This is a genomic window from Burkholderia pyrrocinia, assembly GCF_003330765.1.
GTDB lineage: Bacteria > Pseudomonadota > Gammaproteobacteria > Burkholderiales > Burkholderiaceae > Burkholderia > Burkholderia pyrrocinia_B.
Map to the genome: position 1 here is coordinate 3,056,875 of NZ_CP024902.1, position 14,924 is coordinate 3,071,798.

Annotated in this window: 13 protein-coding genes; 8 read left to right on the forward strand and 5 right to left on the reverse strand. The window is 67.0% G+C overall.

Annotated elements, in window-relative coordinates:
* The first annotated feature begins 22 nt into the window (after nt 1–22).
* Nucleotides 23–1,171: a galactonate dehydratase gene (gene dgoD, locus CUJ89_RS14840; RefSeq protein WP_114177971.1), complete on the forward strand. Its 1,149-nt coding sequence runs from the start codon at nt 23–25 to the stop codon at nt 1,169–1,171.
* Between the two features lie 162 nt (nt 1,172–1,333).
* Here the strand turns inward: dgoD and CUJ89_RS14845 are convergent, their stop codons facing one another.
* Nucleotides 1,334–2,266: a copper resistance D family protein gene (locus tag CUJ89_RS14845; protein ID WP_114177972.1), complete on the reverse strand. Its 933-nt coding sequence runs from the start codon at nt 2,264–2,266 to the stop codon at nt 1,334–1,336.
* Between the two features lie 378 nt (nt 2,267–2,644).
* On the opposite strand from CUJ89_RS14845, the gene CUJ89_RS14850 reads away from it, so the two are divergent.
* The 3 genes from CUJ89_RS14850 (at nt 2,645) to CUJ89_RS14860 (ending at nt 6,301) form a co-directional block, all read left to right on the forward strand.
* On the forward strand, nt 2,645–3,406 hold the full coding sequence (locus CUJ89_RS14850) for a c-type cytochrome (protein WP_114177973.1): 762 nt from the start codon (nt 2,645–2,647) through the stop codon (nt 3,404–3,406).
* Between the two features lie 19 nt (nt 3,407–3,425).
* Nucleotides 3,426–4,724, forward strand: coding sequence for a c-type cytochrome (locus tag CUJ89_RS14855; RefSeq protein WP_114177974.1), 1,299 nt, complete (start codon nt 3,426–3,428; stop codon nt 4,722–4,724).
* A gap of 131 nt (nt 4,725–4,855) precedes the next feature.
* The gene (locus CUJ89_RS14860; RefSeq protein ID WP_114177975.1) at nt 4,856–6,301 is read left to right on the forward strand and encodes a DEAD/DEAH box helicase; all 1,446 of its coding nucleotides are present in this window, start codon (nt 4,856–4,858) and stop codon (nt 6,299–6,301) included.
* Here CUJ89_RS14860 and CUJ89_RS14865 read toward each other — a convergent pair.
* The 3 genes from CUJ89_RS14865 to CUJ89_RS14875 form a co-directional block, all read right to left on the reverse strand.
* A complete protein-coding gene (locus CUJ89_RS14865) occupies nt 6,295–6,801 on the reverse strand; it encodes a hypothetical protein (RefSeq protein WP_114177976.1) in 507 nt (168 codons plus the stop codon). The genes CUJ89_RS14860 and CUJ89_RS14865 overlap by 7 nt on opposite strands.
* 70 nt (nt 6,802–6,871) lie before the next feature.
* A complete protein-coding gene (locus tag CUJ89_RS14870; RefSeq protein ID WP_114177977.1) occupies nt 6,872–7,699 on the reverse strand; it encodes a ferritin-like domain-containing protein in 828 nt (275 codons plus the stop codon).
* A gap of 313 nt (nt 7,700–8,012) precedes the next feature.
* Nucleotides 8,013–9,653, reverse strand: coding sequence for a gamma-glutamyltransferase family protein (locus CUJ89_RS14875; RefSeq protein ID WP_114177978.1), 1,641 nt, complete (start codon nt 9,651–9,653; stop codon nt 8,013–8,015).
* Nucleotides 9,654–9,866: 213 nt separating this feature from the next.
* On the opposite strand from CUJ89_RS14875, the gene CUJ89_RS14880 reads away from it, so the two are divergent.
* Together CUJ89_RS14880 and CUJ89_RS14890 are read left to right on the forward strand one after the other, a co-directional pair.
* On the forward strand, nt 9,867–10,646 hold the full coding sequence (locus CUJ89_RS14880; RefSeq protein ID WP_114177979.1) for a DeoR/GlpR family DNA-binding transcription regulator: 780 nt from the start codon (nt 9,867–9,869) through the stop codon (nt 10,644–10,646).
* A 302-nt stretch (nt 10,647–10,948) separates the two neighbouring features.
* On the forward strand, nt 10,949–11,146 hold the full coding sequence (locus tag CUJ89_RS14890) for a hypothetical protein (protein ID WP_201752244.1): 198 nt from the start codon (nt 10,949–10,951) through the stop codon (nt 11,144–11,146).
* An 87-nt stretch (nt 11,147–11,233) separates the two neighbouring features.
* Here CUJ89_RS14890 and CUJ89_RS14895 read toward each other — a convergent pair whose 3' ends face one another.
* On the reverse strand, nt 11,234–11,602 hold the full coding sequence (locus CUJ89_RS14895) for a hypothetical protein (protein ID WP_201752245.1): 369 nt from the start codon (nt 11,600–11,602) through the stop codon (nt 11,234–11,236).
* Nucleotides 11,603–11,764: 162 nt separating this feature from the next.
* Between CUJ89_RS14895 and glpD the strand changes: the two genes are divergently transcribed.
* Together glpD and glpK are read left to right on the forward strand one after the other, a co-directional pair.
* Nucleotides 11,765–13,288 carry a glycerol-3-phosphate dehydrogenase gene (glpD, locus tag CUJ89_RS14900; RefSeq protein ID WP_114177983.1) on the forward strand — a complete coding sequence of 508 codons (1,524 nt, stop codon included), beginning with the start codon at nt 11,765–11,767 and terminating at the stop codon, nt 13,286–13,288.
* A 105-nt stretch (nt 13,289–13,393) separates the two neighbouring features.
* Nucleotides 13,394–14,896 carry a glycerol kinase GlpK gene (gene glpK, locus CUJ89_RS14905; protein WP_114177984.1) on the forward strand — a complete coding sequence of 501 codons (1,503 nt, stop codon included), beginning with the start codon at nt 13,394–13,396 and terminating at the stop codon, nt 14,894–14,896.
* The last annotated feature ends 28 nt before the right edge of the window (nt 14,897–14,924 follow it).

Sequence of the window (14,924 nt, forward strand, 5' to 3'; positions counted from 1 at the left end):
GTCAACCATGGAGACTCCCGTCATGAAAATCACCCGCCTCGAAACCTTCGTCGTCCCGCCGCGCTGGCTGTTCCTCAAGATCGAAACCGACGAGGGCATCGTCGGCTGGGGCGAGCCGATCGTCGAAGGGCGCGCACACACGGTCGAGGCCGCCGTGCAGGAGCTGGCCGACTACCTCGTCGGCCGCGACCCGCTGCTGATCGAGGATCACTGGCAGGTGATGTACCGCGCGGGCTTCTACCGCGGCGGCCCGATCATGATGAGCGCGATCGCAGGCGTCGACCAGGCGCTGTGGGACATCAAGGGCAAGCATCACGGCGTGCCCGTGCACGCGCTGCTGGGCGGCCAGGTACGCGATCGCATCAAGGTGTATTCGTGGATCGGCGGCGACCGGCCGAGCGACGTCGCGAACAATGCGCGCGCGGTCGTCGAGCGCGGCTTCAAGGCAGTGAAGATGAACGGCTCCGAGGAGCTGCAGATCGTCGACACCTACGACAAGGTCGAGCAGGTGATCGCGAACGTCGCGGCCGTGCGCGACGCGGTCGGCCCGCACGTCGGGATCGGCGTCGACTTCCACGGCCGCGTGCACAAGCCGATGGCGAAGGTGCTCGCGAAGGAGCTCGACCCGTACAAGCTGATGTTCATCGAGGAGCCCGTGCTGTCGGAAAACGCCGAGGCGCTGCGCGACATCGTCAACCAGACCAACACGCCGATCGCGCTCGGCGAACGGCTGTACTCGCGCTGGGACTTCAAGCACATCCTCGCGGGCGGCTACGTGGACATCATCCAGCCCGACGCGTCGCACGCGGGCGGCATCACCGAGTGCCGCAAGATCGCCACGCTCGCGGAAAGCTACGACGTCGCGCTCGCGCTGCACTGCCCGCTCGGCCCGATCGCGCTCGCCGCATGCCTGCAGCTCGATGCGGTCAGCTACAACGCGTTCATCCAGGAGCAGAGCCTCGGCATCCACTACAACCAGGGCAACGACCTGCTCGACTACCTGCGCAACCCCGAGGTGTTCCGCTACGAGGACGGCTTCGTCGCGATCCCGCAGGGCCCGGGCCTCGGCATCGACGTCAACGAGGAGAAGGTGCGCGAGATGGCCAGGACCGGCCACCGCTGGCGCAACCCGGTGTGGCGCCACGAGGACGGCAGCGTCGCCGAGTGGTGAGCGCAATGCGCATCGCGCGCGGCTGCGGCCCGCGCGGTACGCATCGACTTGAGTACGGCCGCCTGATGAACTGACAGGCGGCCGTTTTTGCATGCGCGGCGAGCATGACATGCGTGGCGCACGCTCGTCGCGCCCTTGCATTGCGCTGCGCAGAACCTGCCGTCAGCCGAGCGCCGCGAACCCCGGCACGCTGAACGACAGCACGGCGGCCGCGACGAACACGCCGATCATCGTCAGCCCTTCGAGATGCAGGATGTTGCGGAACGTGTGCGCGTCCTCGGTCGACGCGGTGCGGCGCAGGCGCGGCAGCGCCGAGAAGCGGTTCAGCCCGCCGAGCACGAGCGCGAGCACGACGAGCAGCAGCTTCAGCAGCAACACGCGCCCCCACGTGCTGCCGTCGAGCGCCGCGAGCGAGCCGCCGAGCCCGCGCACTGCATTGAGCGCGCCCGTCCCGAGCACGAATACGACCGCGAAGATCGACGTACGCGACAGTTGCCGGCCGATGCGGATCAGCGAACCGCGCGCGACCGACGAACCGAGCGCCGGCAGCACCGCGAGCCCGCCCGCGAGCACGAGGCCGCCCCACACGGCCGTCGCGAGCAGGTGCAGCGTCTGCACGCCGACCGCCGCGGACAGCGCGCCCGTATCGGCCGCATGGCCGAGCGATGCCTTGCCGGCCGCGACCACGATCACCGCGAGCCACAGCACCGCGTGCGCGCCCCGGCCGTCCGGCTTCGCCAGCGCGACGATCGCGAGCACCACCGCGCCGGCGAACGCGACGCTCCACGCGAAGCCCGTGTGCGTCTGCACCAGCACGGTCGGGATCGCGGCGAAGGCGCCGCCGAGCCCCGCGCCGCTCATCGTCGCGGCCTCGTAGACGAGCCAGCCGAGATCCGCGAGCACGAGCGCCAGCGCCGCCGCGACCAGCGAATGTTGCGCGCGCAGCCATGCGGGATGCGAAGGCGCGATGACCGGCCGCGCGCCGTCCTTGCCGAGCCACGCCTTGAGCAGCGCCGAGCCGATCGCCATCGCGAGCGCGGCGTCCATCAGCGCCGCGAGCGCGACCTGCCCGATCCACAAGCTGTCGAACTTCATCGCGCGCACCCTCCCGCAAACGGCAGGCCGGCAGTGCGGCGGCAACGGGACAGACAGCGTGAAGAAGGCAACGGCACGGTAGAAAACGTCATCGATGAATCCGGAAACGGGAGAAATGACTGGACCTGCGGCGGAGGCGGCGCCGCGCGACCCGCGAGTGTACGGTCTTCGATGGTGAAAGCGCACGCCGGTTCACACAGCCGCTGCGCAATGCGCGTCAAATTGTCGCAAGTCGCAAACAGACAGGAACCCATGTCCTTTTGCCAAATAGCCGTCATTACCCATCGATGATAGAATGCCGCGTCGCAGCAGCCCGGCTGTCCTGCCGTCCATGCGCCGAGCCGATCGTAGCCCGGACAAGGTCCCCGACGAATAAACATGGAGTCCCGTGTGTCTTCAAGACGCCTCTTCCGTCCGCTGCTCGCCGTTCTGTTGATCGGCGGAGCGGGCCTTATGAGCGCTGCCCAAGCGCAGACCAAGCCCACGGAGCAAGCCGCCCAGCAAGCGCCGCTCAAGGCACCCGATACGATGGCCGAGCGCGTGCGCGGCTGTACTGCATGCCATGGCGTCCACGGCCAGGGCACGGACAACGACTACTTCCCGCGTCTTGCCGGCAAGCCGGCCGAGTACCTGTACAACCAGCTCGTCAACTTCCGTGACGGCCGGCGCAAGTACCCGCCGATGAACTACCTGCTGACGTACCTGAACGACGATTACCTGCGCGAGATCGCCGAGCACTTCTCGGCCGAGCGTCCGCCGTACCCGACGCCGGCGAAGTCGATGCTGCCGGCCGCGACGCTCGCGCGCGGCAAGCAGCTCGTCACGCAGGGCGATCCGTCCCGCAAGCTGCCGGCCTGCGTGGCCTGCCACGGCGCAGGGTTGACCGGCATGCAGCCGGCGATCCCGGGCCTCGTCGGCCTGCACGCCGATTACCTGAGCGCACAGCTCGGCGCATGGCGCTCGGGCAACCGCCACGCCAAGGCACCCGACTGCATGCATGACATCGCATCGAAGCTTTCCGACGAAGACGTGACGGCCGTGACCGCATGGCTCGCAGCACAACCGGCGCCCGCCAACCCCGTGCCGGCCCCGGCGCGTTCGATGAAGACTCCGCTCGCCTGCGGCAGCGAACCGCAATAAGGCAAGGGAGACAGACACAATGAAACGCAAGTCCCTGTTTGCACTCTCGGCTGTCGCGATCGTCGCGGCCGTCGCCCTCGTCCCGGTCCTGTGGCCGGGCAACGACACGCTGCACGGCGCCTCCGCCGTCGCGGCCACGCCGGCCGACCAGGCCGCGCTGATCAAGAAGGGCGAATACCTCGCGCGCGTCGGCGACTGTATCGCGTGCCACACCGTGCGCGGCGGCAAGTCGTTCGCGGGCGGCCTGCCGATGGCCACGCCGTTCGGCACGATGTACACGCCGAACATCACGCCGGACGACCAGAACGGCATCGGCAAGTGGACGTCGGACGACTTCTACCGCGCGATGCACTCGGGTCGCTCGAAGGACGGCAGCCTGCTCTACCCGGGCTTCCCGTTCGCGAGCTACACGAAGGTCACGCGCGCCGATTCGGACGCGATCTACGCGTACCTGCGCTCGGTCGCGCCGGTGTCGGTACCGAGCCGTCCGCACGAACTGAAGTTCCCGTTCAACAACCGCAACCTGCTGATCGGCTGGCGCACGCTGTTCTTCAAGGAAGGCGAGTACAAGCCGGATCCGACGAAGTCGGTCGAATGGAACCGCGGCGCGTACCTCGTCGAAGGCCTCGGCCATTGCTCGATGTGCCATACGTCGATCAACATGATGGGCGGCCCGGTGAGCTCGTCGGCGTTCGCCGGCGGCCTGATCCCGCTGCAGAACTGGTATGCGCCGTCGCTGACGAACGACAAGGAACTCGGCCTCGGCGACTGGCACGTGCAGGAGCTGTCCGACCTGCTGCAGGCCGGCGTGTCGCACAAGGGCGCGGTGTTCGGCCCGATGGCGGACGTGGTCCACAACAGCCTGCAGTACATGAGCGACGAAGATACGCGCGCGATGTCGACGTACCTGAAGTCGATCCCGCAGAAGGCTGAAGCGCCGAAGAACATGCAGTACGAGCCGTCGAAGCAGTTCGGCAACACGCTGTTCGACCAGGGCAAGAAGATCTACGCGGACAACTGCGCGACCTGCCACGCCGCAACCGGCTCCGGCAAGCCGCCCGCTTATCCGCCGCTCGCGGGCAACCACTCGATCGTGATGGAATCGGCAGTCAACCCGATCCGCATGGTGCTGAACGGTGGCTATCCGCCGAGCACGTTCAAGAATCCGCGTCCGTACGGGATGCCGCCGTTCGCACAATCGCTGTCGAACCAGGAGGTTGCGGCGGTCGTTACGTACATCCGCATGTCGTGGGGCAACAACGGTACGCCGATCTCGCCGCAACAGGTGAGCGACCTGCGTTCCGCTCCGCTCGACTGACCATCGGGTGACGCTAACGGGGCGCGGCTGCGGGAAACCGCGGCCGCGCCCTTTTGTTTTTTGCTTTTTCAGCGATGCACCTCTGCGCGGGCCGCGCGACGCATCGCCGATCATATAACTCAAGAGTGTCTATGTCTTTCGCATCCCTCGGCCTGGCCGAACCGCTCGTCAGGGCGGTCAACGAGCTGGGCTACACATCGCCTACGCCGATCCAATCGCAGGCGATTCCTGCCGTGCTCGGCGGCGGCGACCTGCTCGCCGGTGCGCAAACCGGCACGGGCAAGACCGCCGGCTTCACGCTGCCGATCCTGCAACGCCTCCACACGTTCTACGCCGAAAACCACAACGCGAAGCGCGCGGTACGCGCGCTGATCCTCACGCCGACGCGCGAACTCGCCGCCCAGGTCGAGGAAAGCGTGCGTGCGTACGGCAAGTACCTGAAGCTGCGCTCGACCGTGATGTTCGGCGGCGTCAGCATCAATCCGCAGATCGATGCGCTCAGGCGCGGCGTCGACATCGTCGTCGCGACGCCGGGCCGCCTGCTCGATCACATGCAGCAGAAGACGATCGACCTGTCGAATCTCGACATCCTCGTGCTCGACGAAGCCGACCGGATGCTCGACATGGGCTTCATCCACGACATCAAGCGCGTGCTCGCGAAGCTGCCGCCGCGCCGCCAGAACCTGCTGTTCTCGGCGACCTTCTCCGACGAGATCAAGGCGCTTGCCGACAGCCTGCTCGACTCGCCCGCGCTGATCGAAGTCGCACGCCGCAACACGACCGCCGAGAGCATCGCGCAGAAGATCCACCCGGTCGATCGCGACCGCAAGCGCGAACTGCTCACGCACCTGATCCGCGAACACAACTGGTTCCAGGTGCTCGTGTTCACGCGCACGAAGCACGGCGCGAACCGGCTCGCCGAGCAGTTGACGAAGGACGACATCAGCGCGATGGCGATCCACGGCAACAAGAGCCAGTCGGCACGCACGCGCGCGCTGGCCGAGTTCAAGAACAGCACGCTGCAGGTGCTCGTCGCGACCGATATTGCCGCGCGCGGGATCGACATCGATCAATTGCCGCACGTCGTCAACTTCGACCTGCCGAACGTGCCCGAGGATTACGTGCACCGGATCGGCCGCACGGGCCGCGCGGGCGCGACCGGCGAAGCCGTGTCGCTCGTGTGCGTCGACGAGAAGCAGCTGCTGCGCGACATCGAGCGGCTGATCAAGCGCGAGATTCCGCAGGAAGTGATCGCGGGCTTCGAACCCGATCCGAACGTGAAGCCGGAGCCGATCCAGTTGCGCCGCGGGCAGCAGCAGCCGCGCAGCGGTGGCGGTGGTGGCGGCGGCAATCGCCAGCCGCGCGCGGGCGGCTCAGGCCAGCCGGCCGCAAAACGCGAAGGCAACGCGCAACCGAAAGCGTCGCAGCAGAAGGCCGCGAAGCCGCGCACGCAAGGCGGCGCCGGCGGTACTGGCGGACGCCCGGCGGGCGGCGGCAACAGCGCACGCCCCGCGAGCGGCAACGCCGCGCACGCGAACCGCAACCGTTCGTCGCGCAGCGGCCAGCGCGGTCACTGAAGCCGCGCGGCCGCGCGCCGCAGGTGCTCGACCTGGCGTTGCCAGCGTGCGAGCACCGCGGCGCGCTCCCCTTCCAGCGTGAACGTGACGCCTGTCGCGAGACGCGCATAGCCGACCCGCTGCGCATCGCCGTGCGCGATCGTCGCGGCGAATCCGGCCAGTCCGCCGAAGTCGCCTTCGAGCGGCTCGATCCTCAATTGCGCCTGAAAGAACGCGCCGTCCGCGACGAGTGTCAACGCGGCCGCGCGCCGTTGCGCGATCGCGCTCGCCGCACGCGATTGCGGCCATAGCGCGACCAGCAGAGTGCGCGCATCGTGCGCATAGATCTCGCCGACGCCGAGCAGCGTCGTGCGCAACTGGCCGTCGTCGGTCGCGACGATCAACGATGCGGCGATATCGGCATGACGCTCGAGTGCGGTGCCGTCGAACATCGATACGACGGCCGGCGGCCACGCGTCGAACGTCCATTGTTCGAGCGCGTGGCGATGGGTATCGGTCATGGTGGCGCGGCCCCGGTGCGGATCGGATGATGATGCGTCAGCATACGCTCGACGGGCCGCGCCGCGGCGATCAGCGCAAGAATACGTGCCGCGTGATCTTCGTGAGCGGATAGTGGATGCCCGGCTGGATCTTCGCGGGCAGGTCGAGCGGCTTGAGCAGCATCTTCACGCACATATCGGCCGACAGGTTGTGCCGCACGAGCGAACTGATGCGCGCGACGCGCTCGCGGTTGTATTGGCTGTCGCCGACGCGATCGGGATAGCGGATCGCGAACACGTGGCGCAGCGCGATCTCGGAATCCTCGTTCTTGATTTCCATCACGCGGCGCATCAGCGCGCCGAGCACCGCGAGCCGGCCATTGCCTTCGAGCTGGTTGTACTTCTTGAAGAACTTGAAGAAGTGCTTGTAGTGACGCACTTCGTCGGTACGGATGTTGTCGGTAATTTCCTTCAACACGGGCTCATCCGAGCATTCGTTGATCGCGCGATAGAGCGTGGCCGTGCCCGTCTCGACGACGCAGCGCGCGACCATCTCGAGCGCGCGGGTCTTCTCGAACGCCTCGACCAGGCAGGTCTTCGAATACTCGGCAAAGAAATTTGCGAATGCGGCATCCCAGTCGAACTCGGGCCACACGTGCGCGATGTACGCCTTCAGCGCGCGGCCGTGCTGCAATTCTTCGTGCTCCCATACATTGTTGAGCCACTCGGATACTTCAGGATCGTCGTTGAAGAATTCGCTCAGATTGCTCGTGTAGAGATCCGAGCCGCTTTCGATGAACGACGACGCGCACAGCAGCAGCAGCAGATCCTCGTTCGCGGCGGCACGCTGACGATCGATCCGGTTCAGGTCGATGTCCTCGATTCGCCACGGCATGACATGCGTCGTTTTAGTGTCCATGGTGGTGCGCTCCCAGTCGTCGCACGGGGGCCGGCCCGTGCCTTCGGCACAGGCGCCAACCGTCCCGCAGGCGGCGTATTACTTGCGTTTATAGTGAGTTGGTCCGGCCGAACCATGCTGGCATCTTAGCCGGACTTCGACGTTCGTGCTCCAGAGCACTGACCATACCCGACAAGCGCAGTTCCATAGCGTCTGTTGCCGTTCGTTAGACGAGTCCTTCGAACCGCTTGCAACCGTTCAATGGTACGGCCGCACCAAACGAAACGGGCGGCCGTTCGGCCGCCCGTCGAGCGCATGAAGCGGAAGCGAACCGTCAGAAACCGGCCGCCAGACCGTCGCGCCGGCTGTCGCTCGCGGCCACATAGCCGCGCTCGCGATCGTCGCGGTCGAGACGCCAGATGAACTGCCCCGAACCGAAATCCATGTAAGGATCGTCGATCGACTTGATCGTATGGCCGCGCGCGGCAAGCGCGTCGACCGTCGCGCGATTCATCGTCGCCTCGACGTCGAGCGTGAAGTCACGGTTGACCTTCCAGCGCGGCGCATCGCATGCGGCCTGCGGCTGCTGCCCATAGCCGAGCATCCGCACGACGGTCTGCAGGTGGCCCTGCGGCTGCATGTCGCCGCCCATCACGCCAAAGCTCATCGCGGCCTCGGTGCGGCCGTCGACCTCCTCGGTCACGAATGCCGGGATGATCGTATGGAACGGCCGCTTGCCGCCCGCGACGACGTTCGGCGAAGCCGGATCCATCGAGAAGCCGTGCCCGCGGTTCTGCAGCGCGATGCCGGTGCCGGGCACGACGAGCCCCGAACCGAAGCCCATGTAGTTCGACTGGATGAAGCTCACCATCATCCCGCGCTCGTCGGCCGCCGACAGGTAGATCGTGCCGCCCGAATGCGGCCGGCCGGCGCCGAAGTGCGTCGCGCGCGCGGGATCGATCTGCTTCGCGCGTTCGGCGAGATACGCGTCGTCGAGCATCTGCTCGGGCGTGACTTCCATCGCGCGCGGATCGGCGACGTAGCGATAGACGTCCGCGAACGCGAGCTTCATCGCCTCGATCTGCAGATGCTGCGAGTCGACCGAATCGACGGGCCATTCCGTCACGCCCGCATGCTCGGCGATCCCGAGCGCGATCAGCGCGGCGATGCCCTGCCCGTTCGGCGGAATCTCGTGAATCGTATGACGGCCGAAGCGCTTGCCGATCGGCTCGACCCATTCCGGCCGGTACGCACGCAGGTCGGCTTCGGTCATCGCGCCGCCGCCTGCGCGGGAAAACGCGGCGATGCGCTCGGCGAGCGCGCCCTCGTAGAACGCGCGGGCGCCGTCCTGCGCAAGCGTGCGCAGCGTCTGCGCATGACCGGGCAGGCACACGCGTTCGCCGACGAGCGGCGCCCGGCCGCGCGGCATGAAGGTCTCCGCGAAACCCGGCAGCCCCTGCAGCGCGGGCACGGCGGCCGCCCACTTGTGCGCGACGATCGGCGGCACCGCATAGCCGCGCTCCGCGATCTCGATCGCCGGCTCGAGCAGGTCCGCGAACGGCAGCGAACCGAACTTTGCGTGCAGCGCTTCCCAGCCAGCGATCACGCCCGGCACGGTGACGGTATCCCAGCCGCGCGTCGGCTTGTTCGCGATGCCATGCGCATCCTCGCCGTGGCGCTTGCGGAAATAGTCGACGTTCCACGCGGCCGGCGCGACGCCCGACGCGTTCAGCCCGGACAGCCGCTCGCCGTCCCATACGAGCGCGAACGCGTCGCCGCCGAGCCCGCACGACACGGGCTCGACGACCGTGATCGCGGCCGCGGCGGCCAGCGCCGCGTCGACCGCGTTGCCGCCCTTCCACAGCATTCGCAGCCCGGCCTGCGCCGCGAGCGGGTGCGACGTCGACACGACGTTGCGCGCGAACACCGGAATACGGGTCGTCGGATACGGGTTGTGCCAGTTGAAGCCAGTCATCGGTTCCACCTCGTCGAAAGCTGAATGAGCGCGCGCCCGCGGGCGCGGGCAATCCGTCATTGCAACGCGATCAGCGCAATCGCACAAATTCATTTGTCACATGAATCAATGCAATTTCCGCATGAATAACGCGCGGCCATGCCCCGGAGGCCGGCCGAACGCCGTTGCCGCCCTTACAATACCCGCTCCGTCTCACGACACGTCCATCGAGCCATGACCCGAGATCCCCGCCTCACCCTCAACGCGCGTCAGCAGGAACTGCTCGAATGGGTGCAGCGCGACGGCTTCGTGACCGTCGACGATCTCGCCGCGCACTTCGCGGTGACCCCGCAGACGATCCGCCGCGACGTGAACTGGCTCGCCGACCTGAACCTGCTGCGCCGCTACCACGGCGGCGCGAGCCTGCCGACCAGCTCGGAGAACGTGTCGTACACGGCGCGCCAGCGGATGTTCCACGACGAGAAGCGGTGCATCGCGGCACTCGCCGCGTCGCACATCCCCGACCAGGCGTCGCTGTTCATCAACCTCGGCACGACGACCGAGGAAGTCGCGCGCGCGCTGAACCGCCACCACGGGCTGCACGTGATCACGAACAACCTGAACGTCGCGTCGATGATGAGCGGCTACCCCGACTGCGAGGTGCTGATCACCGGCGGCATCGTGCGGCCGTGGGACAAGGGCATCGTCGGCGAGCTCGCGATCGACTTCATCCGGCAGTTCAAGGTCGACTACGCGATCATCGGCACGTCGGCGATCGAGGCCGACGGCACGCTGCGCGACTTCGATACGCGCGAGGTACGCGTCGCCGAGGCGATCATGCAGCACGCGCGCACGGTCTACCTCGTGGCCGACCATTCGAAGGTCGGCCGTCCCGCGCTGGTGCGCCAGGGCCACCTGAGCCAGGTGCACGCGCTCTTCACCGACAAGCCGCTGCCACCCGAGATGGCCGACACGGTGGCGGCCGCCGGCACTCAGGTGTACGTCGCGGAATGATCGTTGCGATGCTGCACCGCACCCGAAACTTCAAGTGAAATCAAGAAGTTGGCGTCGCGACCGGACCGCTTGCGCGCGGCCCGGCTGTCAAACGGAAAATTAACGGGGCACGATTTGTCGTTGCCTGCGCGCTCGACTAGACTCCAGTTCCCCGGCCCGTTTGCACGTTCCGCCCGTGCCAAGGCGTGTGCGAATCTCAGGGCCGGCGAATACAGCTTTCCCCCCAAGCCATACCCCGCGGGGTATCGTGCGTCGGCGTTTGCGCCGGCCGCGCGGGCAGACCGGTTGCCATGGAGAGAACGATGCTGAGTCCGCATGAATTCGCCACGCTATTGCTTGTGAAGGACGCCCCTGATCAGGGCGACATGGATCGGGATGAACTGGACATACTGCTCGAACAGCAGCTCGTCCGCCTTGAAGGGCTCGGCTCGGGGCGCAAATACTGCGTGACCGAGACCGGCGACGCCGCATTGCGATCCATCAAGTACCGCTATTCGTAAAGTCCCGCTGTTCCTGACCTGACCGCGCCGGCCGGATTCCCGGCCGCGCTGTCGTTCTGCGTCCCCGCCGGTTCGCCGCAGCCTGTTTCAGCCACCGCGCAGCGTCGGATCGACCGCCGCTCGCCAGCTGATGGCTTGCGCGCGCGCACCGTTGAAATACGCGATCCAGCCGGCGCGCGCCGCCGCGTCAGGCGCCGCATAGCGCGTCGAAAGTTCGTTTACGAACGCACAATAGTTCGCTGCGGTCAGCCCGCGATACCGTTTCGCCACATACGCATCGTACAGCGTCGAATAGACCGGCTGCGCGTCCACGCCCCAGTCGCGCGCCGTGCCGCCGCACGACGTCTGCAGGTCGACGAACGACGGCGCCCGCCAATTGCCGGCGAGCGGCGGCGTGCCTGCGCTGCAGCCCGCCAGAAGGACCGCGCACACGCCGGCCCACATCCCAATACGCATGATTCACCTCGCGAAACGGTCGATCCAGCCAGTATCGTCCGGGATCGCGCCGCGCGCTACTGGCCCCGCTTTTTCGAACTTTACTTTTTCGATTTCGTTCGTTAAATTTCGAATTCGAACATTTCGTGTTCGCCAACTTCCATCAGACGATAAGGACAGCAGGTGACCCAACCGAATCGCTACGATCTGCTCGTCGTCGGCGGCGGCATCAACGGCGCAGGGATCGCGCGCGATGCGGCCGGCCGCGGCCTGTCGGTCATGCTCTGCGAGCAGGACGATCTCGCGTCGCATACGTCGTCGTCCAGCACGAAGCTGATTCACGGCGGCCTGCGCTATCTCGAGTACAACGAATTCGGGCTGGTGCGCAAGGCGCTGCAGGAGCGCGAGACGCTGCTGCGCGCGGCGCCGCACATCATGTGGCCGCTGCGCTTCGTGATGCCGCACATGCCGAACCTGCGTCCGGCCTGGCTGATCCGCATCGGCCTGTTCCTCTACGATCACCTCGCGAAACGCGAACTGCTGCCCGGCTCGCGCGGCATCGACATGCGCCGGCATGCGGCCGGCACGCCGCTGATCGACTCGATCAAGCGCGGCTTCGTGTATTCGGACGGCTGGGTCGACGACGCGCGCCTCGTCGTGCTGAACGCAATGGATGCGCAGGAGCGCGGCGCCGAAATCCTGACGCGCACGAAGCTCGTGTCCGCCGAACGCCGCGGCGACGAATGGGAAGCGCGGCTGCAGCACGCCGACGGTTCGGTCCGCGTCGTGCATGCGCGCGCGATCGCGAACGCGGCCGGCCCGTGGGTCGGCGAAGTGCTGCACGGCGCGCTCGGTCGCGGCGCGCAGCACAGCGTGCGGCTCGTGAAGGGCAGCCACATCATCACGCGCCGCCTGTTCGATCACGACCACGCGTACATCTTCCAGAACCCGGACAAGCGGATCATCTTCGCGATTCCGTACGAGGACGACTTCACGCTGATCGGCACGACCGACGTCGAATACACGAACGATCCCGCAAAGGTCGCGATCGATCGCGACGAAACGCAGTACCTGTGCGATTCGATCAACCGCTACTTCAAGCGCAAGATCTCGCCGGCCGACGTGCACTGGACCTATTCGGGCGTGCGCCCGCTGCTCGAAGACGAAAACGCGAGCAACGCATCGGCCGTCACGCGCGACTACCGCCTCGAGCTGGACAACGGCGCGGGCGCGCCGCTCCTGTCGGTGTTCGGCGGCAAGATCACGACGTTCCGCAAGCTCGCGGAAGAAGCCGGCGACATGCTGTGCCGCGCGCTCGGCCGCGACGCGAAAACCTGGACGGCCGGCGTCGCGCTGCCGGGCGGCGACATCGCGAACGCGAAGTTCGACGTGTTCGCCGACACGTTCGCCAAACGCCATCCGTGGCTGCCCGCCGCGCTCGCCCGCCGCTATGCGCGCGCGTACGGCACGCGCGCGGAGCGCGTGATCGACGGCGCAAAATCGCTCGCCGGGCTCGGCACCGAAATCGCACCGGGCCTCTACGATGCCGAACTGCGCTACCTGCGCGACGCCGAATGGGCGACCTGCGCGCAGGACGTGCTGTGGCGCCGCTCGAAACTCGGCCTGCACGTCACGCCGGGCACGCTCGATGCCGTGACGGCCGCGGTCGACGCATGGTTCGCCGCCGCGCACGCGCCGCACGCCTGATCCGAATGCAGTTGCAGTTGCCTTACCGACGTTGACTCACCGACGCGCCGCCCACCATGCGGCGCGCATCACAACTAAGCCAATCCACGGATGGAGATGAGAGACATGCAGGACCAGTACATCCTCGCGCTTGACCAGGGCACCACAAGTTCCCGCGCGATGCTGTTCGATCGCCAGGGCAATATCGTATCGATCGCCCAGAAGGAATTCGAACAGATCTACCCGCAACCCGGCTGGGTCGAGCACGACCCTCAGGAAATCTGGTCGACGCAAGCCGGCGTCGCCGCCGAAGCCGTCACGCGCACGGGCCTGAACGGCACGTCGATCGCGGCGATCGGCATCACCAACCAGCGCGAGACGACCATCGTCTGGGATCGCGAGACGGGCCAGCCCGTCTACAACGCGATCGTCTGGCAGGATCGCCGCACGGCCGACTTCTGCGATTCGCTGAAGAAGCAGGGGCTCGAAGCGAAGGTGCGCGCGAAGACCGGCCTGCCGATCGATTCGTACTTCTCCGCGACGAAGATCCGCTGGATCCTCGACAACGTGCCGGGCGCGCGCGACAAGGCGCGCCAGGGCAAGCTCGCGTTCGGCACCGTCGACAGCTGGCTCGTGTGGAACTTCACGAAGCACGAACTGCACGTGACCGACGTGACGAACGCGTCGCGCACGATGCTGTTCAACATCCATACGCGCGAGTGGGACAACGAGCTGCTCGAACTGCTCGACATCCCGCGCAGCATGCTGCCGGAAGTGAAGGCGTCGTCGGAAATCTACGGCCACACGAAAACCACCGTGTTCGCGTCGAAGATCCCGCTCGCGGGCATCGCCGGCGACCAGCACGCAGCGCTGTTCGGCCAGATGTGCACGACGTCGGGCATGGTGAAGAACACCTACGGCACCGGCTGCTTCCTGATGATGAACACCGGCGACAAGCCGATCGAGTCGAAGAACAACCTCGTCACGACGATCGCCTGGCAGATCGGCGACGACGTGCAGTACGCGCTCGAAGGCAGCATCTTCATCGCGGGCGCGGTCGTGCAGTGGCTGCGCGATGGCGTCGGCGTGATCAAGACGGCCGCCGAAATCGAATCGCTTGCCGCGAGCGTGCCGCACACCGACGGCGTCTATCTCGTGCCCGCGTTCGCCGGCCTTGGCGCGCCGCACTGGAACGCGCGGGCGCGCGGCTCGGTGTTCGGCGTCACGCGCGGCACGACCTCCGCGCACCTCGCGCGCGCGGCACTCGATGCGATCGCGTACCAGTCGCTCGACGTGCTGGCCGCGATGGAAGCCGATTCGGGCATCAGCATCGGCGAACTGCGCGTCGACGGCGGCGCGAGCGCGAACGACCTGCTGATGCAGTTCCAGGCCGACCTGCTCGGCGTCGACGCGGTGCGTCCGCAGATCACCGAGACGACCGCGCTCGGCGCGGCCTACCTCGCGGGCCTCGCGATCGGCTACTGGAAGAACCTCGACGAAGTGCGCGACCAGTGGCAACTCGATCGCCGCTTCTCGCCGTCGATGCCGAAGGAACAGGTCGAGCGCTGCATGGCCGGCTGGCAGCGTGCGGTGCGCGCCGCGAAGGCGTGGGCCGACGACACCCAGTAACCGTCACGCATCCAGACGAAATACAACA